This is a genomic window from Bradyrhizobium sp. CCBAU 51745 (assembly GCF_028128715.1).
Classification (GTDB): domain Bacteria; phylum Pseudomonadota; class Alphaproteobacteria; order Rhizobiales; family Xanthobacteraceae; genus Bradyrhizobium; species Bradyrhizobium manausense.
Genome location: NZ_LBJP01000078.1, coordinates 1 through 25,771, shown reverse-complemented (window position 1 = coordinate 25,771; position 25,771 = coordinate 1). Strand labels below are relative to the sequence as shown.

The 25,771-nt window shown below is 63.7% G+C and carries 25 protein-coding genes, 1 tRNA gene and 1 pseudogene; 12 read left to right on the top strand and 15 right to left on the bottom strand.

Going from position 1 to position 25,771, the window contains the following annotated elements; genetic code table 11:
- Position 1: 1 nt before the first annotated feature.
- Entirely contained in the window at positions 2-1,135 is a 1,134-nt protein-coding gene (locus XH98_RS20620; RefSeq protein ID WP_271619716.1) for a M48 family metallopeptidase, read from the top strand.
- Here the strand turns inward: XH98_RS20620 and XH98_RS20615 are convergent.
- A pseudogene (locus XH98_RS20615) lies at positions 1,132-1,809 on the bottom strand (IS5 family transposase). The gene XH98_RS20620 and the pseudogene XH98_RS20615 sit on opposite strands and share 4 nt — an antisense overlap.
- 229 nt (positions 1,810-2,038) lie before the next feature.
- Positions 2,039-2,317 carry a cold-shock protein gene (locus XH98_RS41170; protein ID WP_442868612.1) on the bottom strand — a complete coding sequence of 93 codons (279 nt, stop codon included), beginning with the start codon at positions 2,315-2,317 and terminating at the stop codon, positions 2,039-2,041.
- 883 nt (positions 2,318-3,200) lie between these two features.
- Here XH98_RS41170 and XH98_RS20610 point away from each other — a divergent pair.
- On the top strand, positions 3,201-3,449 hold the full coding sequence (locus XH98_RS20610) for a DUF6894 family protein (protein ID WP_128968237.1): 249 nt from the start codon (positions 3,201-3,203) through the stop codon (positions 3,447-3,449).
- A gap of 823 nt (positions 3,450-4,272) precedes the next feature.
- On the opposite strand, the gene XH98_RS20605 is transcribed toward XH98_RS20610, so the two are convergent.
- The 6 genes from XH98_RS20605 to XH98_RS20580 all read right to left on the bottom strand — a co-directional run bounded on the left by XH98_RS20605 (position 4,273) and on the right by XH98_RS20580 (position 9,464).
- Positions 4,273-4,989 carry a Crp/Fnr family transcriptional regulator gene (locus tag XH98_RS20605; protein WP_271619715.1) on the bottom strand — a complete coding sequence of 239 codons (717 nt, stop codon included), beginning with the start codon at positions 4,987-4,989 and terminating at the stop codon, positions 4,273-4,275.
- A 148-nt stretch (positions 4,990-5,137) separates the two neighbouring features.
- Positions 5,138-5,386 (bottom strand): DUF6894 family protein, encoded by a 249-nt coding sequence (locus XH98_RS20600; RefSeq protein WP_220005119.1) that lies wholly within the window; start codon positions 5,384-5,386, stop codon positions 5,138-5,140.
- A 185-nt stretch (positions 5,387-5,571) separates the two neighbouring features.
- Positions 5,572-5,769, bottom strand: coding sequence for a hypothetical protein (locus XH98_RS20595; RefSeq protein WP_271619714.1), 198 nt, complete (start codon positions 5,767-5,769; stop codon positions 5,572-5,574).
- Between the two features lie 509 nt (positions 5,770-6,278).
- Positions 6,279-6,908 (bottom strand): uracil phosphoribosyltransferase, encoded by a 630-nt coding sequence (upp, locus tag XH98_RS20590; RefSeq protein WP_057744709.1) that lies wholly within the window; start codon positions 6,906-6,908, stop codon positions 6,279-6,281.
- A gap of 53 nt (positions 6,909-6,961) precedes the next feature.
- The gene (locus tag XH98_RS20585) at positions 6,962-8,200 is read right to left on the bottom strand and encodes a URC4/urg3 family protein (protein ID WP_271619713.1); all 1,239 of its coding nucleotides are present in this window, start codon (positions 8,198-8,200) and stop codon (positions 6,962-6,964) included.
- Between the two features lie 7 nt (positions 8,201-8,207).
- Entirely contained in the window at positions 8,208-9,464 is a 1,257-nt protein-coding gene (locus XH98_RS20580; RefSeq protein WP_057744712.1) for a GTP cyclohydrolase II, read from the bottom strand.
- Positions 9,465-9,766: 302 nt separating this feature from the next.
- On the opposite strand from XH98_RS20580, the gene XH98_RS20575 reads away from it, so the two are divergent.
- A complete protein-coding gene (locus XH98_RS20575; RefSeq protein ID WP_271619768.1) occupies positions 9,767-10,894 on the top strand; it encodes a threonine synthase in 1,128 nt (375 codons plus the stop codon).
- A gap of 149 nt (positions 10,895-11,043) precedes the next feature.
- On the opposite strand, the gene XH98_RS20570 is transcribed toward XH98_RS20575, so the two are convergent.
- Together XH98_RS20570 and XH98_RS20565 are read right to left on the bottom strand one after the other, a co-directional pair.
- Positions 11,044-11,853: a DUF2927 domain-containing protein gene (locus tag XH98_RS20570; RefSeq protein ID WP_271619712.1), complete on the bottom strand. Its 810-nt coding sequence runs from the start codon at positions 11,851-11,853 to the stop codon at positions 11,044-11,046.
- Positions 11,854-12,194: 341 nt separating this feature from the next.
- A complete protein-coding gene (locus tag XH98_RS20565; protein WP_430648614.1) occupies positions 12,195-12,692 on the bottom strand; it encodes a L,D-transpeptidase in 498 nt (165 codons plus the stop codon).
- A gap of 327 nt (positions 12,693-13,019) precedes the next feature.
- Here XH98_RS20565 and XH98_RS20560 point away from each other — a divergent pair, with 327 nt between their 5' ends.
- Entirely contained in the window at positions 13,020-14,567 is a 1,548-nt protein-coding gene (locus XH98_RS20560; RefSeq protein WP_271619711.1) for an acetolactate synthase large subunit, read from the top strand.
- 190 nt (positions 14,568-14,757) lie between these two features.
- Positions 14,758-15,276, top strand: a complete 519-nt coding sequence (locus tag XH98_RS20555) for a hypothetical protein (protein WP_271619710.1) — start codon at positions 14,758-14,760, stop codon at positions 15,274-15,276.
- A 132-nt stretch (positions 15,277-15,408) separates the two neighbouring features.
- On the opposite strand, the gene XH98_RS20550 is transcribed toward XH98_RS20555, so the two are convergent.
- Entirely contained in the window at positions 15,409-16,950 is a 1,542-nt protein-coding gene (locus XH98_RS20550; protein ID WP_271619709.1) for a peroxidase family protein, read from the bottom strand.
- Between the two features lie 493 nt (positions 16,951-17,443).
- Between XH98_RS20550 and XH98_RS20545 the strand changes: the two genes are divergently transcribed.
- The 4 genes from XH98_RS20545 to XH98_RS20530 all read left to right on the top strand — a co-directional run bounded on the left by XH98_RS20545 (position 17,444) and on the right by XH98_RS20530 (position 20,180).
- Entirely contained in the window at positions 17,444-17,815 is a 372-nt protein-coding gene (locus XH98_RS20545; protein ID WP_057744729.1) for a hypothetical protein, read from the top strand.
- Positions 17,816-17,967: 152 nt separating this feature from the next.
- Positions 17,968-18,474 (top strand): hypothetical protein, encoded by a 507-nt coding sequence (locus tag XH98_RS20540; protein WP_271598434.1) that lies wholly within the window; start codon positions 17,968-17,970, stop codon positions 18,472-18,474.
- 95 nt (positions 18,475-18,569) lie between these two features.
- The gene (gene greA / locus XH98_RS20535) at positions 18,570-19,052 is read left to right on the top strand and encodes a transcription elongation factor GreA (protein WP_271598435.1); all 483 of its coding nucleotides are present in this window, start codon (positions 18,570-18,572) and stop codon (positions 19,050-19,052) included.
- Positions 19,053-19,142: 90 nt separating this feature from the next.
- Positions 19,143-20,180, top strand: a complete 1,038-nt coding sequence (locus XH98_RS20530; RefSeq protein ID WP_271598436.1) for an alpha/beta hydrolase — start codon at positions 19,143-19,145, stop codon at positions 20,178-20,180.
- A gap of 265 nt (positions 20,181-20,445) precedes the next feature.
- Here XH98_RS20530 and XH98_RS20525 read toward each other — a convergent pair.
- The 3 genes from XH98_RS20525 to XH98_RS20515 all read right to left on the bottom strand — a co-directional run bounded on the left by XH98_RS20525 (position 20,446) and on the right by XH98_RS20515 (position 22,705).
- Positions 20,446-20,520: transfer RNA gene (locus XH98_RS20525), tRNA-Val, on the bottom strand.
- Positions 20,521-20,680: 160 nt separating this feature from the next.
- Positions 20,681-21,976 (bottom strand): hypothetical protein, encoded by a 1,296-nt coding sequence (locus XH98_RS20520; protein WP_271598437.1) that lies wholly within the window; start codon positions 21,974-21,976, stop codon positions 20,681-20,683.
- Between the two features lie 120 nt (positions 21,977-22,096).
- Positions 22,097-22,705: a DUF1134 domain-containing protein gene (locus XH98_RS20515; RefSeq protein WP_220006211.1), complete on the bottom strand. Its 609-nt coding sequence runs from the start codon at positions 22,703-22,705 to the stop codon at positions 22,097-22,099.
- Positions 22,706-22,846: 141 nt separating this feature from the next.
- On the opposite strand from XH98_RS20515, the gene XH98_RS20510 reads away from it, so the two are divergent.
- Positions 22,847-23,332, top strand: a complete 486-nt coding sequence (locus tag XH98_RS20510; RefSeq protein ID WP_271598438.1) for a YHS domain-containing (seleno)protein — start codon at positions 22,847-22,849, stop codon at positions 23,330-23,332.
- Here XH98_RS20510 and XH98_RS20505 read toward each other — a convergent pair.
- On the bottom strand, positions 23,326-24,153 hold the full coding sequence (locus tag XH98_RS20505) for a 3'(2'),5'-bisphosphate nucleotidase CysQ family protein (protein ID WP_271619708.1): 828 nt from the start codon (positions 24,151-24,153) through the stop codon (positions 23,326-23,328). The genes XH98_RS20510 and XH98_RS20505 overlap by 7 nt on opposite strands.
- Positions 24,154-24,331: 178 nt before the next feature.
- Here XH98_RS20505 and chpT point away from each other — a divergent pair, with 178 nt between their 5' ends.
- Positions 24,332-24,985, top strand: a complete 654-nt coding sequence (gene chpT / locus XH98_RS20500; protein ID WP_271619707.1) for a histidine phosphotransferase ChpT — start codon at positions 24,332-24,334, stop codon at positions 24,983-24,985.
- 193 nt (positions 24,986-25,178) lie between these two features.
- On the top strand, positions 25,179-25,771 hold a 593-nt coding region (locus XH98_RS20495), incomplete at its 3' end, for an Hpt domain-containing protein (protein ID WP_271619706.1).

The following is a 25,771-nucleotide window of genomic DNA, read 5'->3' as shown; positions in this document are numbered from 1 at the left end:
CGTGAGCGATGTGACCGCTGGGCCCGGCGCCGAGTCCAGGCCTGGACAGAAGGCGATCTTCTTCGACGGCTTGTCGAGCCGCCGGCGCCAGGTCGTGCTGACGCTCGGTGACGCGCTCGAGATCGGCGAGCCCGGCGACGTCCAGGCAGGCCCGGCCGTCACGCGCTGGGCCTATGACGAGATCCGTCGCGCCGACAGTCCGGCCGGCATCCTGCGCCTGACCTCGACATCTGCGCCGCCGCTGGCGCGGCTCGAGATTCGCGACGCGGCGCTCGGTGCCGATCTCGTCGCACGCTGCCCTCGCATCGACGAGCACCAGACCACCGCGCGCGGTGTTGCAAAAATCGTGGGCTGGTCGGTTGCCGCCGCCGTGTCCATCGTCTGCGTCGTGCTGTTCGGCGTGCCGCTGGCCGCGGACCGCCTCGCGCCGCTGGTGCCGAAACCGATCGAGCGGCGCATCGGCGATGCCTCCGAGGTGCAGGTGAAAACGATCTTTCGCGGCGAGGCTTGCGGCGACGCAGCCGGTCAGGCGGCGTTCCGCAAGCTCGTCAACCGCCTGCGCGATGCCGCCGGCCTCGACGACGATGCCATGACGGCAGGTGTGCTGCGAACCTCGGTGCCGAATGCGTTCGCGCTGCCGGGCGGCAAGGTCTACGTGCTGAGTGCCTTGCTCGACAAGGCCGAAACTCCCGACGAGCTCGCCGGCATCCTCGCCCACGAGCTCGGCCATCTCAAGCATCACGACAACATGCGCGGCCTGATCTACAACGGCGGCACCTCGTTCCTGATCGGCCTGTTGTTCGGCGACGTCACCGGCTCCTCCGCCGTGATCTTCGCCTCGCGCAGCGTGGTCGAGGCCTCCTATTCGCGTGAGGCCGAGACCGGCGCCGATACCTTCGCGATCGAGCTCATGCACAAGCTCGGCCGCTCGCCGAAGCCCGCGGCCGAGCTGATGTTCCGCATCACCGGCAAGGAAGGCGGCTCGGGCCTTGCGAATATCCTGGCGAGCCATCCGCTCACCGAGGACCGCCTCGCCCGCATGACCAAGGAAGACCGTCCCGCCAGCGGCCCGCCGCTGCTGACGGACAAGGAATGGCAGGCGCTGAAGGGCATCTGCGGCAGCGGGAAGATCTAGGACGCGGACTCATTAAGGCGCAGCCATAGCCGGATTGACGCGAGTTGAACGAATGCGAGGTAGTTGGCGGCGAGCCTATCGTAGCGCGTCGCCACCCGACGACATTGTTTGATCCTGTTGAAGAACCGCTAGCCCTTCTTCATGGCAAGCTCCCTGATCCAGTCCGCATCATACCCACGGTCAGCAAGCAGCATCGACCCGGATTTCAGACGAGACAGCAGTTTTCCGACGAGTCGAACGTCATGGGCCTCACCCGGGCTCAGCGCCAGCCGTACCGGCAGACCATTGCCATCGACCACCGCATGGATTTTGCTCGTCAAGCCGCCGCGGGACCTTCCCATCGATTGGCGCTGGTTCCTTGTGATGTAGGCTCCATGCTGATGCACGCGGACAATGGAGGTGTCGATCATTTGGACAGCGGCATCATGGGCAGTGGCAAGCGCTTCTATGATGCGGCCCCAAACATTGGCCCGCCGCCACCTAACGAAACGGTTGTAGCAAGTGGTGTATGGGCCAAACGCCGTCGGCAGATCACGCCAAGGTGCTCCTGATCGGAGGACCCAGAAGATGCCATTCAGGACCCGTCTGTCGTTCACCCGAGGAACGCCACGCGGCTTGTTCGGCAGCATCGGCTTGATGGCGGTCCATTCATGGTCGGCGAGTTCGTAGCGCATGATTCGAGTCCCCAGTTCGGGAGCTTGAATCACGGCAGTCCGGCCAAACGCAACTCTCCTGGCCCGCTCTTGGTACGGCGCTTACGGACAGGAGCGGACATCAACCAGTCCTCAATCCCTGCCAAATGCATCGAAAATGACCCGCAGCGGACTCAGCGCGGATGTAGACTCGTACCAAAAGGTAGATCGCGTAAAGCCGCCAGCAGGAGCTAGGTGGTTGCGTTGACGTCTATCCCTCAGCGGTGGGCTCCCTTCCACGCTTTCGCATCACAGGCTGCGGCTCACCGCCATCAGCAGTGCTGGTATCCACCGATACAAGCTCGGCAATCCGGAGCTTAGACCCGTCCCTAGCGACCCTAACTTGCACAGTGGTCCCCGCCGGAAGCGTCACATACCCTGCGGTCTTTAGGACAGCTATATGCAGAAAGGCGTCTTCCCCCGAGTCCAGAGTTACAAAACCAAACTTCTTCTCCAATTTGAACCAAGTCACACGACCGGTCGCAATCATTTCCGACACCTCAATAGGCCCATGCTTTCGACCTATCCCGCAGTTACGATCTCAGGACACTTTATGCTGTCGGACCTCTCCTGGTCATCTTCAACGCTGCCGCGTCGTCGGCGCCCAGCTCCCGCTGAACTAAGGAGGCGGTCCAGCCTTCGGGAATGGCATCGAGCACACGGTCAACGGCTTCGTTGCGCCCCGTGGGCGCAAGCCATATCTGGCGCTCGCCGCTGATCACACAAATCGACGCGAATGACCATGCCTGCGGCTAACGGAGGGTGGTTTTCGCGGCTTCTGCAAAGTAGATAATGAGGTACATCATCAGGTCCGACAGCCTTCCAAGGGTGTCTAGCGGGAGAGAATCCTGAGCAGTCGGAGGCGACCAAAAAAGCGGAACCTTCCAAATGGTTCCGCAAATTAAAACAATGCGTGGCTATCTATCCGAAAAGGGCGCACTCTCTCGCCACCAGCGAGCGGCCCTTAGCATCTATCGGTGATGTGAACGCATTGTATTGCGCTCCCGCTCAACCCGCAGCGGAGCATAAGTATGTCGACTCAACGATCCCCGGCACACTCATCGACCTTCGAGTATCGTCTCGCGCAAGAGGCAAACAGTCTGCGCGCACAGGCCAAGGGAATGCCCCTTGGAGTCCGGCGGACGGAACTTTTACGGAAGGCCAAGCAGATCGACGTTGCTGGAGAGATGAACAAATGGCTGACCTCACCGGGACTGCAGCCGCCATCGTAAAGTCTGACCTCTGTGCACCTATATTCAGTTAGCTAGCAACCAACCGAGGCTCCCTGAATTGCATTCGCATCACCGACCGAGTCCGAGGCGTCGGTGGCTGAGAGACCGCGTGTGCTCCCGCCTAAAATTGGGAGCGCCAAGATGACAATTTACTTCTTCGACATGCGCGATGGCGCAGACCTCTATCCCGATGAGGAGGGGCTGGAACTATCCAATCTCAAAGCAGTGCAGATCGAGGCCGCACGGGCATTGGGAAGTATGACTAAGCAAACGATATGGACGAAAGCGAAATCTCAGCTAGGCCATCAGATGGCAGTAGAAGTCCGCGACGCGGTCGGACCAGTGCTAACAGCCGGTTTCTCGTTTGAGACCGAACGATACAAGCAATAAAGCCACCTATCGGCGAGACTTTCCACATCTATGCGGAGGAGCGCAAATGCCATCCATTGAACAATGCAGAGCGTATGCGGCTGACTTTAAAATCCAAGGAGCCGATCCGAAAAATTCAGCAAGGCGCTCTGCGGTACTCATGAGCATTTCAAGGAGCTGGGTAGCACTGGGGCACCAGCTTGAAAACCTTGCAGATATCGTGAAATCTGAAGGAAAGTAAAATCTGCATCGTTGGTCGGGCTGCTTGTACCTCCACGCGAATCCAGAGCTTAGCAACCAACTAGGATCGGCTCGGGTTAGGTACCACATCACCGGCCGAGGTTGCCCAGGCGTCGGTGACGAGAGAGACACGAGTGCTCCCGCCGCCTTCAGACTGGGAGAAGATCGTGGCTCCGATTCAACAGCCTCTGCGAGAACCACCCAGCCATTGTCCCCGCTGTGATGGGGTTCCGCGACTTTACCTGACGCTTCCCAACACTGCCAAAGGCACCATGACTTACGTCTATCGCTGCCAAGCATGCCACCAGCTGATATGGGACGAGTAATGCTCCTTCAGTTGGGGTCTCTCAACGCTGGCTTCCGCTTATGGCCCATCGCTGCCGCGATCCACGGCCGAGGATATGTCGGCTATCGACCTAACTTAACGGGGCTAAAGCATCGCGATTGACCCAGACTGACTCGTTATGCTGTTAGCGTTCGGGGGCCTGTAGGGGCCGAACGCCGTGTCGTCCAGACGTGTCTCGCGTCGAGCCGCATAGTACGCATGTGCTCGGAAGGGTTTCAGTTCAAGGTTCAATACCCCTAATTGCGCAGGTTTGGGCTGTCAAAGTTTTTCATCCCTGAGATGGAGATACTCTGGCGTGAAGTCCGCCAGCTCCTCCAGCTCCTTCCGTCGGAGCAGCTTCAACGTGCGTCTCTCCCACTCAATGAGTCGGAGTTGTCTTAGCTCCTGTATAGTCCGATTGATGTGCACGACGGACAAACCGCAGGCATCCGCGATGTTCTGCTGGGTGAATGGAAGATAAAAGCTGGCGTCCTCCAGCAATCCGACAACTTCGAGTCGCGCCGCAAGCTCGCAGATGAGGTGCCCTACTCGTGAGCGCGCGTCGCGGGCAAGGCTTGCAATCCATTCGCGGTATATCGCGGCATCGACAAGGGTCTCGCGCCAGAGCGCGTGAACCAGTCCGGGAGAGCCACTCAGGATATCATTGAGATAGGTGTGCGGCACAAAGCCAACGGTCGATGGACCCGCACTGCAAATATTGTGGTCCATGACGGGTAGCTGCAAAGTGTGCAGGTCGGGCATATCGCCAGCCAGGTAGATCGACAGGATCTGGGCTCGGGTGCCGACGACCTTCTGACGAAACACAAACCCCCTCATCACGATGGCGCACCGGGACGCTCTGTCTCCTTCACGCACGATGTACTCGCCGTCAGTGAATTCCTTCACCGTATGGGGCATGTTCGCGAGCTTGGTCCGGTCCTCGTCGGAGAGTCCAACAACGGCTTGCAGCCGTTTGATCAATATTTTGCTTGGCATTGCAGCACCCGAGTTCTGGGGCGGGAGCACAACGCTCTCAGTTGCCAGCTACCCTGCATTAACGCCAGCAATGCCGATACGCTAACACAAAACTCCGGGGGGAACATGACCTCGGAGCTGTTAGCATTCTCGGCAGCAAACCACGCCCTTAGGAGGGAGGCTCAGATTGAAGTGCGGTAAACCGCAGAACGAAGAGCGTCCGGCCGTGTGGTAATGGACCGTCGGTTACCTTCATCTCCCACGGAATGTTCTTCCACAGATTTCCCATTGAGCCTTGTTTGATGATTTGGCCACTCATTTGCACGGCTTCAGCTTGTGCGGCTGCAATGTCGGGGAGCTCAGTGCCGGCATCATCCCGCGAAGAGCTATCAGAGATATGGAAGAAGTAGCGCGGCATGCTGGCTCCGTCGCAGATTGGATCGGCCTCTAACGATGGTCCCAAGGTTCCAAAATCAGCACAGCTATTCTGTCACCGCTTTGGCTGGTCTGCATTAGCGCAAGTAAATTTCCAGCCTACCCCGCTTCATGAAACACGCAATCTCGGTGTCCGTCGCGCCGGCAGCAACTCAAACAGAGCGGACCTCAGCCGCGTTGTTGCCCATCCTCGTCAGCGGGAACAATTGCTGGTGACCGTTCCTCCAATTCCCGCAGCCGTTCGATTTGGCCTCTAAAGCTTTCCGGTTGTTCCGGCTCAAGCTTCAACGACGCACGCAGTTGCTGGCCGATCACTTTCATAATTGCTCGACTGTGGCTGCGGTCTATGTCCTTGGGTTGGGGCATAGCGAAGCCTCCTTCGGCCAATGCGGCGCCGAGATTCAGAAATAGCGCCTGCTCCTCCGCAGCTTTCCGTGTGCGGGCACGGCTGCCCAATCTATGGAACTGGAGACCGCCACTGTTGGCTGTCTGCGCGAGCGCTCGGAGAACGGCAGGCCCGGTGGTGGACCTTTGGCTATCCGCGACATGCGCCGTTTGGTTGGCGGCGAGCGACGGTCTCACCGAGCCAAGTCGCCCCGAGGCACTTCGTTCCGAAATCACTTGGCGGAGATACGTCCAGCTTGCGGCCCAGAGCCAGCAGCGGCGCACAGTTCGCCGAGCCGGGGGTCTCTCTACCCGACCCTTGCTCGGACTTCGTGTGCACGTGCGCTGGAGTTGTGGGCCGGTCACGTAGGTCCAGTTGGCCCATCGCGACATATGCGCTGCCGCCCGAAGTCGGTCGTTATAGGGACAAAGCAGACATTGCTTAGTCACCTCACGTCGCCGGGTTTATGGGTACACGGCCTAGCTTCGCGCTACCGCGTCCCGTAGGCGCGGTCGCCGGCGTCGCCGAGGCCCGGCAGGATAAAACCGTTCTCGTCGAGGCCTTCATCCACCGCCGCGGTCCAGATATGCACGTCGGGATGCAGGCCGCGCAGGCGCTCTAACCCTTCCGGCGCGGCGATCAGGCAGGCGAGGCGAATGTCCTTGGCGCCGCGCTCCTTCAGCCGGTCCACCGCGGCCACCGCCGTGTTGGCGGTCGCGACCACAGGCGTCACCACGATGGCGAGGCGCTCGCTGAGATCGGACGGCGATTTGAAGAAGTATTCGACCGCGGCAAAGCTCTCGGGTTCGCGATAGAGCCCGATATGGGCGACGCGCGCGGTCGGCACCAGATCCATCATGCCGTCGACGAAGGTGGTGCCGGCGCGCAGCATCGGCACGAATACCAGCTTCTTGCCGGCGATCTTGGCCGAATGCATCGTCGCCAGCGGCGTCTCGATCACAGTATCGGTGAGCGGCAGGTCGCGCGTCACCTCGTAGCAGAGCAGCATGCCGATCTCCTTGATCAGCTCGCGGAACGACTTTGTCGAGATCGATTTGTCCCGCACCAGGGTCAGCTTGTGCTGCACCAGCGGATGATCGACGATCGTGACGCCTTCCATGATCGGATGCTCCTGAAATTCATCAAGTCAGTGCGGCAGGCAACAATGGCGGGTTAGAAAACAGTACCGTCGCTGATCACCTTGAGCGGCGGCGAGCCGTCGGGGCGGCGCGCAAAGGCAATGGCGCGGCCCGCGGCCCAGGTGCCGCCTTCCAGGATGCTGGCGAGCGGCAGCGACTGCGGCGTACGGCCGAGCTTGGCGCGAACAAGATCGGCAACACGATCCAGCAGCGCCACCGTCAGCGCGCGCCACTCGACGACAACAAGCGAATCCACCCCATGCGCGCGATCGGCCTCGGTGGCATCGCGCAGGCGCAGCACCCCGTGATCGACGAACAGTCCGCCATTGCGGTATTCGGCAAGCCCGGTCAGGCCGTCGATGTCGGTGACGTCGAAGCCGGCGCGCTGCAGCGGCTCGATCAGCGAATAGCTCAGCCATTGCGACAGCTTGTGCAGCGGCACGAGGCCGGCGGTCGCATCACCAGTCTTGATCGCGGGATGGCGCCAGCAATCGCCGAGCGGGACGCCGGCAAGCTCGAGCCGCGACGGCCAGATCGGTCCGAGCTGGTTCAGCACTGCGGACAGGATCACGGGCGCGGGGATGGCGCCATCAGTGGCTTGTGCTGCGATGTGGTCGAACAGGCCGCCCGGCCGCGGCGTGTCCTGCATGCCGAAAATGTCGGCGCGTGCAGACACCAGCCGGCCCAGTCGCTGCAGCAGATCGGTGCGTCCCTCCAGGCCAAGCAGCGGATTGGCATCGCTTGCCTGGAAGGCCGACGTCAAAGCTGAAAGCGGCAGCTTTGCAAGCACATCGGCATCGACCCTGAACGGGGTGCGCGCATCGCGCGAAAACAGCCCGCCGGCAAACATCTCGAGGCTTGCGAGCGCCAGTCCCTCGGAGCGCCCGATGCCTTGTCCCGTCACCGCGTCACGATAGCGCCATGTCGCACCCGCGCCGGCGTCGAGCAGCACGCTGACGATGGCGAGGTCGAACTCCGCGCGCGCCCGTGCCGTGCGATCGGGCCACGGGGTCGCATCGGCCAATTGCGCCCAGCGGTCGACGCCGCCGAACACAAAATGCCGCCAGCGCGCGTGGAAGGGAATGTCGAGCGTCGGATAGGCTTTTCGCGTCACCGCGAGCACGGCCTCCGCAACGCCATCCATGCGATCGAGATCGATGGTGAAATGCGTGAGCCCGCCCTTCAGGCCGATCTCGAGCATCCGCTCGGCACGCGCGCGAACCGCCTTCGCGGTCAGCAGCGCGCGTGCCTCTTGTTCTGAAGCGTCCGCCATTACCAGATCAGTATTTTTCCAGCGAGCGCCCGACCACGCCACCCACGTCCTTCTCCGGCGCGATGTCGGTGGAGTAATAGCCGGCCGCCTTCTTGGCGGCGATCTCGACATAGGCGTCGGCCGGGATCAGCTCCGGCGGGATCGGCACGCGCTCGACGATGTCGATGCCCTGCGAGGTCAGCGCGTCGTATTTCATGTCGCTCATCGACAGGAAGCGGTCGATGCGCTTCAGGCCCAGCCAATGGATCGTATCCGGCATCAGCTGCTGGAAGCGCGCGTCCTGGACACCCGCGACGCATTCGGTGCGCTCGAAATAGGCGGCAGCCGCATCGCCGTCTTCCTGGCGCTTGCGCGCATTGTAGACCAGGAACTTTGTCACTTCGCCAAGCGCGCGGCCTTCCTTGCGGTTGTAGACGACGAGCCCGAGCCCGCCCTCCTGCGCGCCGCGCGCGGATTCCTCGATGCCGTGGATCAAATACGGCCGGCAGGTGCAGATGTCGGAGCCGAACACGTCGGAGCCGTTGCACTCATCGTGCACGCGGCAGGTGATCTTGGTGCGATGGTCCGGCAGCTTGGTCACATCGCCGAACATGTAGACCGTGGTGCCGCCGATCGGCGGCAGGAACACTTTCAGGTCGGGGCGCGTCACCAGCTCGGGGAACATGCCGGCGGTCTGTTCGAACAGCGTGCGGCGCAGCTCGGTCTCGTTGGTCTTGAAGCGCTCGGCAAGGCCGGGCAGGTACCAGACCGGATCGATCGCGATCTTCACCACCGAGACGCTGCCATTGGCATGCACGACCTCGCCATCGGCGCGCAGGCGCTTGGCCGCCAGCGCCTCGCGGATCTCGGGCAGGTCGAGCCGCGCCCGCGTCACCGCGATGCTCGGCCTGATATCGACGCCCTCGGCGATGTCCTTGCCGAAATTCTCGGCGACCAGATGACCCCAGGGATCGAGCGCAACGATCTTGGCGGGATCGCGCCATTGCTCGAACGGCCCGATGGTCGCGGCCGGGAAGGTGTTGGTGAGATCGGGCCTGCGAATCGGATCAAGCGCGCCGGCGGAGACCGCGAGCGCGCGGTACATCGCATAGGAGCCGCCATGGCTGCCGATCACGTTGCGATCCCCGGTGCGCGACACCGTGCCGATGATCGGCCCGCGGGCGCGCGCATCGGCGGCGCCCCAATGAATCGGGTAGGCGGCTTTCTTGCCCGGCTCCGGATGAGAGGTGAGGCGGATATGCTCAGTACGGTTCGCGCGGCTCATGGCCAAACTCCCAAAAAGCCAACGGCCCGCCGCTCGGACGGGCCTGGCTTATCAGCGTTGCCGGAGCGGAGCCCGGCGACGCAATCCACCATATTGTAACGGCCCTTGGCGACAGACAAGTTAATCGTGCGGGGCGGCCCGCCGCGCCGCCCGGTCCGGATCGGCGAAGGCGGCGGAATGTGCCCTATATCTATGTAATTGTTAAATTTTTTGAAGAGGCGCGTCGGCCGACTGGATAAAGCCGGCGTATTCGGACATACCGGGCGGATTGCCCCCGGAGTGCGCCAATGCCTTCAACCAACATGTCCACCGCCAGCTACATCGATCCCCGCAATGGAAAGCTCTATTCCCTGCATGAGCCGCGCTGGTGCTCCGACGAGCGCACACCGCTGCTGGTGACGCCGGGGTCGGGAATCTCGCGCGACGACATCGATCGCGGCACGCGCTCGCTGTGGCGCTACCGCGCGGCGCTGCCGGTCGAGATCAAGGATCCGATTTCGCTCGGCACCGGCTGCACGCCACTGGTAGCGCAGGATTGGGGCGATCTACGGCCGTTCTTCAAGCTCGAATGGTTCAATCCGACCGGCAGCTTCAAGGACCGCGGCTCCGCGGTGATGCTGTCGTTTCTCCGGCAGATCGGCGTCAACGCCATTCTGGAGGATTCCTCCGGCAATGGCGGCTCGTCGATGGCAGGCCTTGGCGCCGCCGGCGGCATCCGCGTGAAGATTTTGGCGCCGGCCTCGACCTCTCCCGCAAAAATCGCGCAGGTGCGCGCCTATGGCGCCGAAGTGCAGCTCGTCGAAGGGCCGCGCGAGGAATCGGAGGCCGAAGCCATCAGGCAATCGCGCCAGACCTTCTACGCCAGCCATAACTGGCAGCCGTTCTTTCTCGAGGGCACCAAATCGCTCGCCTATGAGATCTGGGAAGATCTCGGCTTTCGCGCGCCCGACAATGTCATCGTCCCGGTCGGCGCCGGCTCGAGCCTGCTCGGCTGCGCCTTCGGCTTCCGCGAGCTCTTGAAGGCGGGGCAGATTGCAAAGCTGCCGCGCCTGTTCGCGGCACAGCCGCTCAACTGCTCGCCGATCGACGCCAGCTTCAAGGCCGGCGTCGATACGCCTGTCGCGCGCGAGGTGAGCAAGACCATCGCCGAAGGCACCGCGATCAAGCATCCGCTGCGCCTGCGCGAGATCATAGGCGCCTTGCGCGAGAGCGGCGGCGGCACGGTGGCGCTCTCCGAGGACGAGATCGTCGCCGCCCTGCGCCGCCTTTCGCGGCAGGGCCTGTTCGCCGAGCCCACCAGCGCCAGCGCGGCCGCGGCGCTGGAGAAGCTCGCCGCCAGCGGTGCCATCAAGGCGAATGAGACCACAGTCGCAGTCCTCACCGGCACAGGGCTGAAGGCCGCGACCACGGTGGCCGATTTGGTGGGGTAGGGCCAATTCCTCACCGTCACCCTGAGGTGCTCGCCTCTTCGGCGAGCCTCGAAGGGCGACGGCCCGGCTGCATCTCGGCCGTACATCCTTCGAGGCTCCCGGCGCGATGCTTTGCATCCCGCCGCTCGCACCTCAGGATGACGGATCACCTAATCTCCGAGACCATTCACCTGCCTCACCCAGGCGCGCACATCCACGAGCACCTCGGGCAGCACCGCTCTCACCTCCGGCACGGTCATGCCGGCCTTGATGCGGGGATCGTAGAGCAGGTTGAGGATGTACTGGTCGTAGACGTCAAAATAGCCCATCGACACATTGTCGTTGAACATGGTCCACGGCACGCTCGCGGTGTCGTTGATCGGCCCGAGCGATTGCAGCACTTCTTCGTAGGCGCAGTCGAGGAAGGTGAAGTCGCTGACGTCGACAGTGAGGATGACGTCGGAATGCTCGATCTCGAATTGCTCGTTCTTGCGGAATCCTGAAAGGCACTGCGGATCGAGCGAGGTGCGGATCTCGCGCGCCTTCTCCGCGCCGTAGAAGCTAGTGATGGTGCGGTAGAGGTCGCGGTCGCGCACCAGCTTCACCCGCACATTGGCCGCTTCGCTCGTGTCGGTCATGGCGATGTCGAGATGCTGCACGCGCGTGGCAATGTCGGCCACGACTTTCCCGAGCTGCGCCTTGCGGTCGGCGCGGTCGGTCTCGGCGAACACGCGCACCGGGGCGTCGAACTTGCGGATGCGATCGACGCGGCCGGCGAGATGGTATTCGGCGCCGAACGCGGTCTTCAAAAAGCCGTCGACGATCTCGGCGTCGGTAAAGCTTTTTTTCTCAGTGCGCTGGCGCGAGGCGATCGCGGGCAATTCGCCGGCGGCGGCCGTGGTAGCGGTATCAGGCACAGATGTGAGCGCTGCAAACGCCAGCAGGGCGAAGCGTAGGGCAGGTGGGACCAATGCGCTCATCGTCGTGCAACGCTGCCGTATTCGCTGCGTGCACACAAGTCCGCAAATGCGCGCGTCGAGCAGATTCCGTCCGCTTCAGGCACGGTGCCGTAGGGTGGGTAAAGGCGCCCTTGCGCCGTGCCCACGATCTCAAAATGGTGGGCACGCCTGCGGACCGCGCATTCGCGCGATCCCCAGGCTTTGCCCACCCTACGAGAGCTTGCGTTTGGCTAGTGCCGTAGGGTGGGCAAAGCGAAGCGTGCCCACGCATTTTTCGCGATCGAGAGAGATGGTGGGCACGGCGCAAGTGCGCCTTTGCCCACCCTACGGCAGCTAACCCACCCGACGCACCGTCGATGCGGCTAGTTGTTCAGCACCACCACCGTCGTGCCGACATTGACGCGGCTGTAGAGGTCGGTGACGTCGTCATTGGTCATGCGGAAGCAGCCCGAGGAGACGGCCTGGCCGATCGTCTCCGGCTCGTTGGAGCCGTGAATGCGATAGAGCGTCGAGCCCAGATACATGGCGCGCGCGCCGAGCGGATTCTCGATGCCGCCCTTCATGTGGCGCGGCAGGTCCGGCCGCCGCGCCAGCATTTGCGACGGCGGCGTCCATTCCGGCCATTCCTTCTTGGCGGTGATCTTGTGCACCCCGCCCCAGCGGAAGCCGTCGCGGCCGACGCCGATGCCGTAGCGCAAAGCCTGGCCGTTCCCGAGCACCAGATAGAGCCGGCGCTCGGCCGTGTTCACCACGACCGTGCCGGGGGCATAATTGCCGTTATACATGACGGTGGCACGTGGGATCGGGCTCGCGCCGCCACCGAGATAGCCGGTGGAACTGGTGCCCGTGAAGTCGACCATCCCCGCGGCGGATGCGCTGCTCGCTCCGATCGTCGCGGCCACCATGGTGGCGACAGTTGCGGCAAGAAACCGGATCATTCATTCCCCCAGCAAAAAAATCGATTCAATGGCAAAACACAGGCCATATTTGCCGGCGTTTCGCAAGCCACGGCCGCGTGAGGCGTGGTGGTTGCCGTTACCAAATCGGAAACCGCCTCAAAACATGATTAGCCAAGCAAGCGCATCGCGGCGCGGGACAGGGCCGCAATGCCCGCACTTGCTTTGACGGGCCGCGCGAACAATGATTGATCCGATGGAACGTCGGAAATGGCCTTGCGGGAGTATGGGATGAACGGTGCGGAAAGCCTGGTGCGGACGATGGTCAAGGGCGGGGTGGACGTCTGCTTCACCAACCCGGGCACCTCAGAGATGCATTTTGTCGCGGCGCTCGACCGCGTGCCCGGCATGCGCTGCGTGCTCGGCCTGTTCGAAGGCGTGGTGACGGGTGCGGCCGATGGCTATTTCCGCATGAAGGGCACGCCTGCCTCCACCCTGCTGCATCTCGGCCCCGGTCTCGCCAATGGCCTTGCCAATCTGCACAACGCCAAGAAGGCCAATTCCGGCATCGTCAACATCGTCGGCCAGCATGCCGTCTACCACATCGACTACAATGCGCCGCTGACCTCCGACATCGAGGGCCTGGCCCGGCCGATGTCGTCCTGGGTCCGCACCTCGCCGAATTCCAAGGCGGTCGCCGCCGACGGCGCCGCCGCGATCGCCGCCGCCAAAAGCGCGCCGCCGCAGATCGCGACCCTGATCCTCCCCGCAGACACCGCCTGGAACGAGGCTGACGGCATTGCCGAGGTCCCGGCCGAGCAGCAGCGCGCCAGCTATTCGCCGCAGGCGGTCGAGAAGGCTGCAAGGATCCTGCACGGGGACGGCGAGGGGACATTGTTGCTGATGACCGGCAGCGCCTTGAGCGAGCACGGCCTGGCGCTGGCCGAGCGCATCGCCGGCAAGACCGGCTGCACCGTGATGGGCCCGACCTTCCGCCCGAAGATGGCGCGCGGCCGCGGCCGTTACTCGATCGACCGCATCCATTATGTGATCGAGAACGCGCTGCCGATGCTGGCAAGATTCCGTCACATCGTGCTGGTCGAGTCCGACGATCCCGTGGCGTTCTTCGCCTATCCGAACAAGCCGAGCATGCTCAAGCCCGAGGGTTGCGAGGTCCATCGCATGACCTCCTGGGGCGAGAATTCGGTGGCGGCGCTGGAAGCGCTCGCCGGCGCCGTCAAGGCCAGCGCCAGGGACGTCAAGCCGCAAGCTTTGCAGGAACTGGTCAAGCCGACCGGTGCGCTCAGCTTCGCCTCGATCGCGCAGGCGATCGCCTGTGCGATCCCCGAGAACGCCATCATGGTCGACGAGTCCCTCACCACCGGCCGCGGCTTCTTCCCGCCGACGGCCGCTGCCGCACCGCATGACTGGCTGCAGAACATGGGCGGCTCGATCGGCTTCTCGACGCCGCTGTCGATCGGCGCCGCGATCGCCTGTCCGGATCGCAAGGTCATCACCATGGTCGGCGACGGCAGCGCGATGTACACGATCCAGTCGCTGTGGACGCAGGCCCGCGAGAACCTCAACATCGTCACCATCGTGTTCGCCAACCGCATCTACCAGATCCTGCGCGGCGAGTTCGACAATGTCGGCGCCGGCGAGCCCGGCCAGCGCGCCAACGACATGCTGAGGCTCGACCGCCCGACGCTCGATTTCGTCGCGCTGGCCAAGGGCATGGGCGTCCCCGGCCGCGCGGTGACAAATGCCGACGAGTTCAACAAGGCGCTGGCCGAAGCCGTCGCCGAGCCGGGCCCGCGGCTGATCGAGGTGCAGATGTAAGTCTGGTGATCATGCTGCGAACTCCGGCCCTCCTGTAGCCCGGATGGAGCCAGCGGGTCGGCGCAAAGCGCCACCCGATGACAGGCTCCGCGTAATCCGGGACTTCGTGCGCCTTGCGAGAACCCCGGATTGCGCTACGCTCCATCCGGGCTACCAACTCCCTCGCGCGCGTGGTGAGCCCGGAGGCACGATGCAGACCGAGCTGAACAAGGTGATCGCGGCGCTCAGGGAGCTCTATGCCCACGAATCATTCCTGTTCGAGAAGGACGTCGGCGAACGCGCCATCACGCACCGCTTTGCCGTCTATCTCGAGCAGCAATTTTCGGGCTGGGCCGTCGACTGCAACTACGACCGCCTCGGCGAGCGCACGCTGCATCTGCCGCGCGGCAGCATCATCTCGACCGACGATCATCTCGGCAAGTCGATCTATCCTGACGTCGTCGTGCACCAGCGCGAGATCCCGAACAATCTGCTCACCGTCGAGATCCGCAAGGCCAGCAATCACACGCCGCTCGAGCACGACCAGCACAAGCTGATGGCGCTGACCGATCCGCATATCTGGTTCGCCTATTGGATCGGCGTGCTGCTGGTGCTGGACAAGCACGGCGTGACGATGTCGGAAGTCTATCTCAGCGGCGGCGTCGATCAGGCGCAGTCGCTCTGGCTCGCGGCGCGGCTTGCGGAGAGCGGCCTCGGGGCGGGGCGTTAAAAGCCAATTTCGTGCGCATCGCTTCAATCGCGTATGGTGTGTACGATGCTGCGGCATCGACAGCGGGCTCCCTCCCCCGCTTGCGGGGGAGGGTAGGGGAGAGGGTGTCTCCGCGTTGGGGCTGTCAGAACATCAATGCAGCGGAGCGCCCCCACCCAGCGCGTAGGTCACCAGATCCTTCAGCTTGAAATCGGGACCGGTCACCGGCGCCCAGTTCGGGTCGAGCGACAGCACGGAGGAGGCGTCGCCGAACATCATGCCGAGGAAGACTTCGGCGACGATGCGGCCGCCGACGGGCCCGAGCTGCGGCGTCGTGATTCCGGTCGCCGGCGCGCCGGTGGCGGCGACCGTGACCTTTGTCGCGTACTGACGCGCTTCCGCCAGGATGTAGGTCCAGAGCGGGCAATTGCCTTTGAACGCGCCGTTCGCGATCGACGCGATCGGCACCTGCGGGTCGCTGGCACCGGGATTGTCGACGGCCCGGCCGATTTTGATCTGCTCGTCGGTCAACGGCGTCTGGTGCATCGCCCTTGCGACCGCCTGGCCCGAGGGCAGGCCAAGCCGCCAGCCGCGCTCGAGATTGCGCAGCGCCAGCGACGACGGGTTGGAGGCGACTTCCGGCGGCAGCTGGCGTAGCGGATCGACCAGCGAGGTGTCGATGCGATAGGCGTACTGGAGCCGCCGCTTGTTGGCGGGATTGGTGCTGTCGTCCTCGACGCCATAGGCGCGTGTGTCGACGTCGATGAAGCGACCCCAATCGATGGCGCGGCCAGGACCCATAGATCGGAAGCCGGTCAGCGCGTTGGTGTCGGGATTGTTGGGGTCGGGGAAGATCTGCAGCAGCATGTTGTCGGCGTCGTTGAGCCGATAGCCGGGCCGGATCATGGAATGACCGAGCCGGTAGGCCGCGACCGAAAACTCGACCGGCATGTAGGGATAGGTCCTCCAGTGATAATAGGCGAGCTTGCTGCGATCGTAGCGGCCGCCGGTCTTGAGATCGTTCAGCACGGTGGCGTTGACGATGCGCGGCAGGAAATCGTTCAGCACGACATATTGGTAGTGGAAGCGGACACGCTGTTGCACGTCCTGGAACGAGAGGCCACCGTTGTCGTCGACCATGCGGTTGTGGAAGCGCAGCATCAGGCCCTGGAACTGCGAGACGATGCTGTTCTCGTCGTTGCGGGGATCGCCGATCAGGGCGCGACCCCTGAAGCGCGGCAGGTCATTGGCGTTGGCGACGCCGGTGCCGGTGAGGGGGTCGCCGAGCAGAAACTTGCCGTTGCCGTCGTACATGTAGGGCTGATCGTTCGGCCCGCGACCGTAGACATTGTCCAGATCGAAGGACGGCGTGCGGAAATCGATGAGCCCGTCGGGATCCTGCTGCTTGGCCAGCGAGCTCACCGGATCGAAGGTGATGTCGTGATCGACGAACTGGCCGAAATAAGTGTAGAGCGCGGGAATTCCGCTCTCCTCGGCATCGGGGCCGTCCTTGGGCGGATCGAAATCGCCGACCATGTTATCGGCGAGGGCGGAGAGGTTGGCAATGTTGTCGGCTTCGTTCGGACCGAACGTCGCCGGCGTCAGCGTGCGAAACATGCGGCCGAAGCGGCCTTGTGACAGTGGGGAACGGGTGGCGTTGAGGCCGCGCGGCGTAGTGGCGTGACGACTGCTCATAAAGTACCTCCTTGAAAAGTTACGACGGCAAGCAACTAAAGCTGAAGTTGTTCGTGATGAAATATGCAGGTGAGGCTAGACGCAGCAGTTCGGCGTCTCAATGCGCTGCTTCACACATGGCGCGGTGTCGATGCGGTTCCAGCAGCAAGTGCTGCGAGCAAGCTGCGGATGCGCATCGCAAATTTCTCCAGCGCAGATGCCGGATAACATTCTCGTCATCGCCATCAGCGCTTCGAGAACGCTTGACGAGGCGAATTTGCTGTTCGCGTAAAAATTGTATTTGTGTGTGCTGGCACGGCGACGGTCGCGGCTCCCCGGACTGCTCCGACACATTGTCGTTCGTGTCCTGGTGCTGGAGCGTGCGCTGCGTTCGGCAATGTGATCCCGGCCACAGTTTGCAGCCGCGGTCCCGCCTATCTTCGGAGCACTTGCACGCGTCGATCCTGCGGGACTACGCTTCCCCTATTGGGGATCAGACATTTTGGAGGTTGTGATGCAAAGATCATATCTGCTGGCTGCGACTGCGGCGCTGGCGCTCATCATGCAGACACCGCTTGCATTGGCGCAGAGCGCGCCCGCCGCGGGGACCACGCCGCCGGCCGCTGCCGCCACCACGCCGCCTGCCGCTAACACGGCGCCTGCTGCGACCACTGCACCGGCTGCGACCTCAACGCCGGCAGCAAGTACCGACACCTCCACCGCGCCGGCCGGCGCGAAGAAGAGTGCCGAGAAGAAGCCGGCGAAGAAGAAGATGACGCGGCAGCAGGAGATCGATCATTCGATCGACAGCGGCACCGTTCCGGCGCGGTATCGCAGCTCGGTACCGAAGGAGTACCAGCAATACATTCCGTTCGAGAAAAAGTGACTGATTGCACTGCGGTGCGATGTGCACCCGCCTCGCGCCGCGGTGGAACCTGACGGGAGCCATGCAGGCGTGATGGCATGATCTGATCTGCGTCCCCAGTGGCGGGCTCCGGAGCCGGTGTTACAGTAGGTCAGGGCGAGGGGGATAATCAGATGGGCGACGATGCGAAGGATGCTGGCCTTGTGGCGATGATCAGCAGCATCCTGGGCGGCAACAAGCGTGCAGACGCGGCCAGCCCGCCGCCGCTTGCCGACTTCCTTCCGGCCGCGTCGGCGCCGGGGCCCGCCGCAGTGATCCCCGAAATTCCCGAAGCGGAGTCGCCAAAGCTCCAGACCCCGCCCGGTGACCTCTCCAACGGCGCATCCGATGCAGCGGCGGCGGCTGCGAAGCCGGTCGTGCCTGCCGGTCAGCCCCTGACCCCGGACGGCAAGCGGCTCTTGCCGGCGCAAGCGATCGCCGATCTCGTGCTTGGCGAGCTCAGAAAGATCGAGGGGTTTCCCGCCTCCGGCGTCTCGGTCACGGTCTACGGTTACAGGCACTGGAATGCGATGATCACCTTCGCGCCGTTCTCGACCAATTTCCAGAATGCGACGCGGTTCCGCCAGGCCCTGCCAGACCTCGTCTTCAAGCTCCGTCGTTTCGTCGAACTTGAGATATAAGGATCGATGGATTGGGTTAGATCGATGCGAGCCCAGGAACTCGTCCACCTCTCCCCGATTGGCAGAGGTGTTCACCGTTCGACAGGATTTTCGAATTGAGCGTTGCCTTTACCAAGGAAGAGAGCGCCGAGACCGCCTCCGAGACGTTGCTGCCGGATCGCCCGATCTCGCCGCATCCGAACCTCGTGACGGAAGCAGGCCTGCAGGCCTTGCAGTCGCAGCTCCATCTAGCGCGCGAAGCCTATGAAGCCGCGCAAGCCGTCGACGACGTCAACGAAAAACGCCGGCAGTCGGCGGCGCCATTGCGCGATATCAGGTATTTCGGCGAACGGCTGCGCACCGCGCAACTCGTTCCCAATCCGGCCTCGAACGATGTCGTCGCCTTCGGCAGCACCGTGACCTTCAGCCGTGCCGACGGCCGCGTGCAGACCTACCGCATCGTCGGCGAGGATGAAGCCGACCCGAAGGCGGGCTCGATCTCGTTCGTATCGCCGGTCGCGAAGTCGCTGATGGGGAAGGCGGTCGGTGACGTCGTGGGCACGGGCGCGCAGGAGATCGAGGTGCTGGCGATTGCGTAGGCCCTCCCGCTTGAACCGTGACCGTTCAACGCTAAGCTTCGGCCAACGATCGCGCTGTATCGGTCGGGTAAAAACGAGGAGGGATAGGACATGCAGGTATGGCCGCTGTTTGGTATTCTCGCGGCTGTCATGTTCGGCAGCTCCGCCCTCGCTCAATCGAACGAGCTTGTGACCGAAGAGGCCATGGTCAAGGCGAGTGATCCCGGCATCGAGATCTACGTCCGCAACAAGCGGCCTGCCAACATGACGACCTTCAGGCCCGAGCAAACGATCATCTATGTCCATGGGGCCACCTATCCGTCCGAGACGGCCTTTGATCTCAAGCTCGATGGTCTGTCCTGGATGGAGTACATCGCATCGCGCGGCTATGACGTCTGGCTGCTGGATCTTCGCGGCTACGGTAGATCGACGCGTCCTGCGGAGATGGCGGACAAGCCTGAAGGCAACTCGCCGATCGTGACGGGAGAGACCGCGGTCAAGGACATCGGTTCGGTGGTGGATTACGTCTTGCAGCGTCGCAACATTGCGCGCGTCAACCTGTTGGGCTGGTCGTGGGGCACCACGCTGATGGCCACCTATACGACCCAAAATGCCTCGAAGGTCGAACGCCTGGTGCTGTATGCGCCTGCTTGGATACGGCAAACCCCCTCGCTGGTGCAGGCGGCCTCGGGCAAGCTCGGCGCCTACCGCACGGTGACACGAGATCAGGCCAAGGAGAGGTGGTACACGGGCGTTCCCGAAGACAAGAAGGCCGACCTCATTCCGGCAGGGTGGTTCGAGGCATGGGCGGACGCGACCTTCGCCACCGATCCAGTCGGCGCCGCGATGACGCCTCCGGTCCTGCGTGCGCCGAACGGCGTCGTTCAGGATGGCCAGCAATATTCTGGCGCGGGCAAACCTTACTATGATCCTGCGAAGATCACCGTGCCGACGCTATTGGTCCATGCTGAATGGGACAAGGACACGCCGCCCTATATGGCGCAAACATTGTTTCCGCTGCTGGTGAACTCGCCCGGCAAGCGATACGTCCAGCTTGCCGAGGGAACGCACACCATCATCATGGAAAAGAACCGCCTCAAATTGTTCGAGGCCGTTCAGGCTTTTTTCGATGAAGGCCGCAAGGATTAGGCCTCGGCTTCCAACGTCGAATTGAGAGGACGGCGGTCGGGTCCCGATCACCCGGCAGTTCAACATGCGGCCGGCATGGTGCCATCATGCTCCTGTTTTGCCCGACGGAGCAAGTTGATTTCGGAAAAATCGCAGAGGAAGGGTCCGGCCGAGGCCGGCTACTGTGCATGGGGTTGTTTTCGACATTTCAACGGAGCGGGAGCAAGACGCCCCGCTTCGCCATCATGGGGCCTGGCTGCGCCACGCAAAGCCTCTTGGCGAAGCGTGGTGGGCGCACAAGGGATCGAACCTTGGACCTCTCCCGTGTGAAGGGAACGCTCTCCCGCTGAGCTATGCGCCCGGGACCATCATGCAGACGGCCGGACTTTTCGGCCGGCCGGCGCATCGGAGCCCGCGATTTAGAAGTGCGGGCTATCAGTGTCAAGTTTTCAGGCGGCCCCGGGGACGGAAAACCTTCCAATGGTGCCACAATTCGGCGGCGAGGTGGGATTTTGGGCCGCTTACGCGCCCTGCTGACGGGCGCGGGAGGCATGGGCCTGGAGCGCACGGATGCGCTCGGCCAGCGTTCCACCGCCCTCGGGCAGCGGGCTTGCCGCGCCATTGGTGGCGACGCCATTGGCCGGGCGCGGCGCAGGCTTCGGCGGCTGGCCGGCTTCGGCGGCCAGCAGCGCCTCGATCGGCGAGTTCGGGCCCTCGAGCTGCATCGCGAGTTTTGCCACCTCGGCGGCGATGTCGTTGATGCGCTCGCGCAGAAGCGCGTTCTCCATGCGCTCGGTCGCCCAGGAGCTCTCGGCCTGCTGCTGGATCGCATTGACGTCGCGCTGCAGTTTCGCGCGCTCGTCGCGGGCGGTGCGCAGCTGCTCTTCCAGCGCGGCCTTCTCGGCGCGCAGCGTCTCCATCGCGGCCGACGATTTGCCGCCGCTCAGTGCGGCGATCTCGACCCGCAGCTCCTTGATGGTGCGCTCGGCGCCCTCGTTGGTCTGGCGCAGCTGGTTGTTCTCGTATTCGCGCTCGGCCAGCAGCTTGCCCTGCGTGGCGAGGCGGCCTTCGAGGTCGGCAACGCGGCCCGAGAGCATCTCGGCTTCCTTGACCTGCACGATCAGCTGGCGATCGAGCTCGGTGACGCGCTGGCTCAGATTCTCGACACGGCCGCGGGCCTCGCCAAGCTCGCGCGAGACGGTTTCGGATTCGCTGCGCTCCTGCGCCAGGCGCGCCTGCGTCGCGGCAAATTCCTTCTCGGCATCGCCGACGCGGTTCTTCAATTCCTCGATCTGCGCGCGCACCGCGACCAGCTCGACCTGGCGGGTTTCCGCCATCATCGAGCGGTCCGACAGTTCGGAGTTGATCTTGGCGAGCTCGCCCTGCTTGTTGCTCAGCGCGATCTCGGCCTCGCGCAGCGCTTCGGTCTTGGCGTTGAATTCCTCCTCGGTCGCGCGCAGCTGCTCCTTCACCGCCTTCTCGCGCGCCTCGAGCGCGAAGATCGTGGCGTTCTTCTCGCCGAGCTCGATTTTCATGCGATTGATGGCGTCGGTCTTCTTGCCGAGCTCGGCGAGCTGGCTGGTGGTCTTGTTCTTGAGCTGCTCGACGCTCATCTCGAGCCGCCGCGCCGACATGGCGAACTCGGCGCGGAGCTGGTCCTTGTCGGCCTGGATCTCCGCCATCGACAGCGGCGTTGCGGCCTCGAGCCGGCGCGTGGTCAGGCGCACCGCGCGGTTATGCACCAGCGGCACGATGGCGAGCCCGCACAGCATCGACAGCAGGAAACCGATCGCCAGGTACATGATCGGTTCGACCATGGGTCAGAGCTCCAACAGACAAGGGAAAATTTACCAAGGACAATGCATGGCGGGCCGGCAAAAAGCCAGCCCTGCCCTGTTGTTAACGTGAATCCGGAAGCTGGATCGGGGGAAAGAACCCTAGAACGGGTTCCAGGTCGCCCGCGGCGTGTATTTGAGGTAGCCGATATTGGCGCCGAGGCGCAAGCCGAGGCCCGAGCGGATCGGCACCAGCACGATGTTGTTGGCGGTGAGCGCCGTCATGCCGAAGCCGCCGATGATATAGGCCGAGCCGTCGATGCCGGCGAAGCGCTGGTAGATCGCGTTGGTGGCGGGCAGGTTATAGACCAGCGTCATGGTGCGCGCGCCGTCGCCGCCCCAGTCGAAGCCGAGCGAGGGGCCCTGCCAGTAGACGCGCAAATCGCCGGCGTTCTTGGTGTAGAGCGTGCCTTCGCCGTAGCGCAGCCCAGCGACGAAGGCGCCGGAGCCTTCTTCGCCGAGGATGTAGCCGTTCGGCAGGCCCCATTGACTGACCGCCTTCTCGATGATCGAGGCGAGCCCACGCGAGACATTGCCGAAGAAGCGATGGCCGGCGGTGACGAGCTCGTCCGGTCCATAGGTATTGGGAGTCGGGGTCCGCTGCGGTGGTGGCAGGTCCGGTGGCGGCGCGGCCGTCTGGGCGGAAGCCGGCACGGTCCAGCCCGCCAGCGCGATGAGCGCCACTGCGGCAAGGCGTGATGCGAAAGTCATAAAAGAACCCCTGATATCGATCCCGGTCCGCTTCCCTTAACCTGATGCTATTAGGCACGGCTCTAGGTTGGTCCGGATGACCCCTCGACTCGAATGTTATCCGCAGCAACTATGACGGCACAACGGCAGGAAGATAGCCCTTTGCGCCCTGGAACTGCCTTGATCGGCCGTCTGGTCTGCCTGCTGGCGTGCATTTGGCTCGGCCTGTCCTGGTTACCTGCACAGGCTGCCACCACCGAGCGGATCGTCGTCAATCGCTTCTCCGGCGTTGCCATCGAGGGCTTCGACCCCGTGGCCTATTTCGTTGACGGCGGAGCCGAGCAGGGGACGGCGCAGTTCGAGGCCAATCTCTGGGGCGCGGTCTGGCGCTTCCGCAACGACGGCAACCGGGCGGAGTTCCTGTCCCATCCCGAGGTCTATGGCCCGCAATTCGGCGGCTACGATCCCGTCGACATCGCCCGCGGCGTCACGATCGCCGGCAATCCCCGCTTCTTCGTGATCGCGGCGCAGCGGCTTTATCTGTTCAGCCGGGAAGACAATCGGGACGCCTTCACCGCCGACCCCGAACGATTCCTGTATGAAGTCGGCAAGCGCTGGCCGGCGCTGCAGGACAAGCTCAGTCAGTAGGTCGTTACCGCTTCGGCATCGCCCCAGGCGACGAACTCGGGGATGATGAAGCCGGTGTCGCCGCGCTCGCCGAACCGGAGCTCGCCGCCTTTGCCGTCGGTCACCTTGCCGCCGGCGGCTGTTACCACCGCGCAGCCCGCCCCGACGTCCCATTCGCAGGTCGGCCCGAAGCGGGGGTAGATGTCGGCACTGCCCTCCGCTATCCGGCCGAACTTGACGGCCGAGCCGCAGGTCTTTCTGACGGCGTTGGGCCTGCTATCGATGAGAGCTTCGCTCTTGGGGTCGCCATGCGAACGGCTCACCGCCGCGATCCAGGGCTCGCCAGGCCCGGGCAGCTTGCGGGTCCGAATCGGCTGGGCGGCGCCGATGGTGGTGCCGTCGAACCTCACGCGCTCGGCGCCGCGCCCCACGATGCCGCGCCAGAGCACCCCGAGCGCGGGCGCGCTGACGATGCCGAGCAGCGGCACGCCCTCGGTGACCAGAGCGAGGTTGACGGTGAACTCGTCGCGGCCGGCGACGAATTCCTTGGTGCCGTCGAGCGGATCGATCAGGAAGAAGCTGCCGCGAAACGGCGGCGAGGCGAGATGGGTCCGCTCCTCCGACAGCGTCGGTACGTCGTTCGCAAGCCGGGCGAGGCCCTCGGCAATGATTCGGTCGGCGGCGAGGTCGGCCTCGGTGACAGGCGAGCCGTCCTGCTTGCCATCGACCCGCATCGCGGAGCGGTTGACGGCTAGGATCGCCTCGCCGGCCTGCACCACCAGCGCGGTCAGGGGCTCCATCAGCCTACAAGCGGCCTCGCCGTCGATGATCCTCACCTGCATGCCTCATTCATCGGCAAGTTTGCCTCTGTTCACGTGATTCGCCCTCGCGTCCCCTTATGGCCGCTTCGAACCTATCGCAAGCTTCCTGCCACGGGCTGGCGAATGATAGAACCCGCAGCGACAGTCCAGGCCATGCGTGATTCGCCGCGTCCGCGCCGTGCAATTCCAGGAACCCTCTATGTCTGACGCTCCGTCTTCGGCTACCGCTTCTGCTCCCGATATGCTCGAACTCGCGGCCCTTTTGTGCTCGCGGGTCTGTCACGATCTCATCAGCCCGGTCGGGGCCATCGTCAATGGGCTTGAGGTGCTCGATGACGATCCCAAGCCCGAGGACCGCGAATTCGCGCTCGACCTGATCCGCAAGAGTGCCAAGACCGCCTCCGCCCGCCTGCAGTTCTGCCGTCTCGCCTTCGGCGCGGCCGGCTCCTCCGGCGCGCAGATCGACCTCGGCGATGCCCAGACCATGGCAAAGGGCCACATCGAGGACGGCAAGTGCACGATCACATGGAATCTGCCGCGGCTGCTGCTGCCGAAGAACCGCGTCAAGCTGCTGCTCAATATGCTGGTCGTGTCGCAGCACACGATCCCGCGCGGCGGCTTGCTGACGGTCGATCCGATCGGCGAGGGCGAGGCGATGAGCTTCCGCATCACCGCGACCGGGCACAACGCGCGCCTGCCGCAGAACATCTCCGAGCTCTTGAGCGGCGAGCGCGGCCCGGCCGCCGACGCTCATGCGATCCAGCCTTATTACACGCGGCTGTTGGCGCAGGCCTGCGGGCTCAGCGTGACGCTCAAGCTGGAGGGCGAAGCCGTCATCGTTACCGCTTCGTAAACGCGCGCTGCGCCCTTAGTTAACCGATCCTTTACGAGGCGCTTCGGCTTGTCCGGAGCGCCTTATCTCTTTGTTGGTTCCGTTCTTTTGCACATACTCAACCAATATTAAACGCTTTGCGGTGAAGCTGGCCTCATTCCGATCTGGCGCATCACGTCTCGTGCGCGCCCTCCCTGTATGAAGGCCTGTTTTCATGGATGATCTGTTGCGGGAGTTTCTGACGGAGACCAGCGAGAGCCTGGACACCGTCGACAATCAGCTGGTGAAGTTCGAGCAGGAGCCGAACAACGCCAAGATCCTGGATAACATCTTCCGCCTGGTCCACACCATCAAGGGCACGTGCGGCTTCCTCGGGTTGCCGCGGCTCGAAGCGCTGGCGCATGCCGGCGAGACCTTGATGGGCAAATTCCGCGACGGCATGCCGGTGACCGGCCAGGCCGTGACGGTGATCCTGTCCTCGATCGACCGCATCAAGGAGATCCTGGCCGGCTTGGAGGCGACCGAAGCCGAGCCTGAAGGCAACGACCGCGATCTCATCGACAAGCTGGAAGCGATGGTCGAGCAGGGCATGGCCGCGATGTCAGGCTCGGCGCAGCCGATGGCGGCTGGCAGCTCCGCTCCCGTTGCCGATGCCCCCCCGCTGGTGCCGGAAGCGCCGGCTCCCGTTGAAGCCAAGGCCGCACCGGCCAAGGAGATGACCTCGGGCTCGCTGGTCGACCAGACGCTGGAGCGTCCGCTCCGTCCGGGCGAGGTCTCGCTCGACGAGCTCGAGCGCGCCTTCCGCGA

Coding starts and splice junctions, on each gene's coding strand:
- XH98_RS41170 (WP_442868612.1), bottom strand. CDS start 2,317: ATGATTGCGACCGGTCGTGTGACTTGGTTCAAATTGGAGAAGAAGTTT.
- XH98_RS20610 (WP_128968237.1), top strand. CDS start 3,201: ATGACAATTTACTTCTTCGACATGCGCGATGGCGCAGACCTCTATCCC.
- XH98_RS20605 (WP_271619715.1), bottom strand. CDS start 4,989: ATGCCAAGCAAAATATTGATCAAACGGCTGCAAGCCGTTGTTGGACTC.
- XH98_RS20600 (WP_220005119.1), bottom strand. CDS start 5,386: ATGCCGCGCTACTTCTTCCATATCTCTGATAGCTCTTCGCGGGATGAT.
- XH98_RS20595 (WP_271619714.1), bottom strand. CDS start 5,769: ATGCCCCAACCCAAGGACATAGACCGCAGCCACAGTCGAGCAATTATG.
- upp (WP_057744709.1), bottom strand. CDS start 6,908: ATGGAAGGCGTCACGATCGTCGATCATCCGCTGGTGCAGCACAAGCTG.
- XH98_RS20585 (WP_271619713.1), bottom strand. CDS start 8,200: ATGGCGGACGCTTCAGAACAAGAGGCACGCGCGCTGCTGACCGCGAAG.
- XH98_RS20580 (WP_057744712.1), bottom strand. CDS start 9,464: ATGAGCCGCGCGAACCGTACTGAGCATATCCGCCTCACCTCTCATCCG.
- XH98_RS20575 (WP_271619768.1), top strand. CDS start 9,767: ATGTCCACCGCCAGCTACATCGATCCCCGCAATGGAAAGCTCTATTCC.
- XH98_RS20570 (WP_271619712.1), bottom strand. CDS start 11,853: ATGAGCGCATTGGTCCCACCTGCCCTACGCTTCGCCCTGCTGGCGTTT.
- XH98_RS20565 (WP_430648614.1), bottom strand. CDS start 12,692: ATGGTCGACTTCACGGGCACCAGTTCCACCGGCTATCTCGGTGGCGGC.
- XH98_RS20560 (WP_271619711.1), top strand. CDS start 13,020: ATGAACGGTGCGGAAAGCCTGGTGCGGACGATGGTCAAGGGCGGGGTG.
- XH98_RS20555 (WP_271619710.1), top strand. CDS start 14,758: ATGCAGACCGAGCTGAACAAGGTGATCGCGGCGCTCAGGGAGCTCTAT.
- XH98_RS20550 (WP_271619709.1), bottom strand. CDS start 16,950: ATGAGCAGTCGTCACGCCACTACGCCGCGCGGCCTCAACGCCACCCGT.
- XH98_RS20545 (WP_057744729.1), top strand. CDS start 17,444: ATGCAAAGATCATATCTGCTGGCTGCGACTGCGGCGCTGGCGCTCATC.
- XH98_RS20540 (WP_271598434.1), top strand. CDS start 17,968: ATGGGCGACGATGCGAAGGATGCTGGCCTTGTGGCGATGATCAGCAGC.
- XH98_RS20530 (WP_271598436.1), top strand. CDS start 19,143: ATGCAGGTATGGCCGCTGTTTGGTATTCTCGCGGCTGTCATGTTCGGC.
- XH98_RS20520 (WP_271598437.1), bottom strand. CDS start 21,976: ATGGTCGAACCGATCATGTACCTGGCGATCGGTTTCCTGCTGTCGATG.
- XH98_RS20515 (WP_220006211.1), bottom strand. CDS start 22,705: ATGACTTTCGCATCACGCCTTGCCGCAGTGGCGCTCATCGCGCTGGCG.
- XH98_RS20505 (WP_271619708.1), bottom strand. CDS start 24,153: ATGCAGGTGAGGATCATCGACGGCGAGGCCGCTTGTAGGCTGATGGAG.
- chpT (WP_271619707.1), top strand. CDS start 24,332: ATGTCTGACGCTCCGTCTTCGGCTACCGCTTCTGCTCCCGATATGCTC.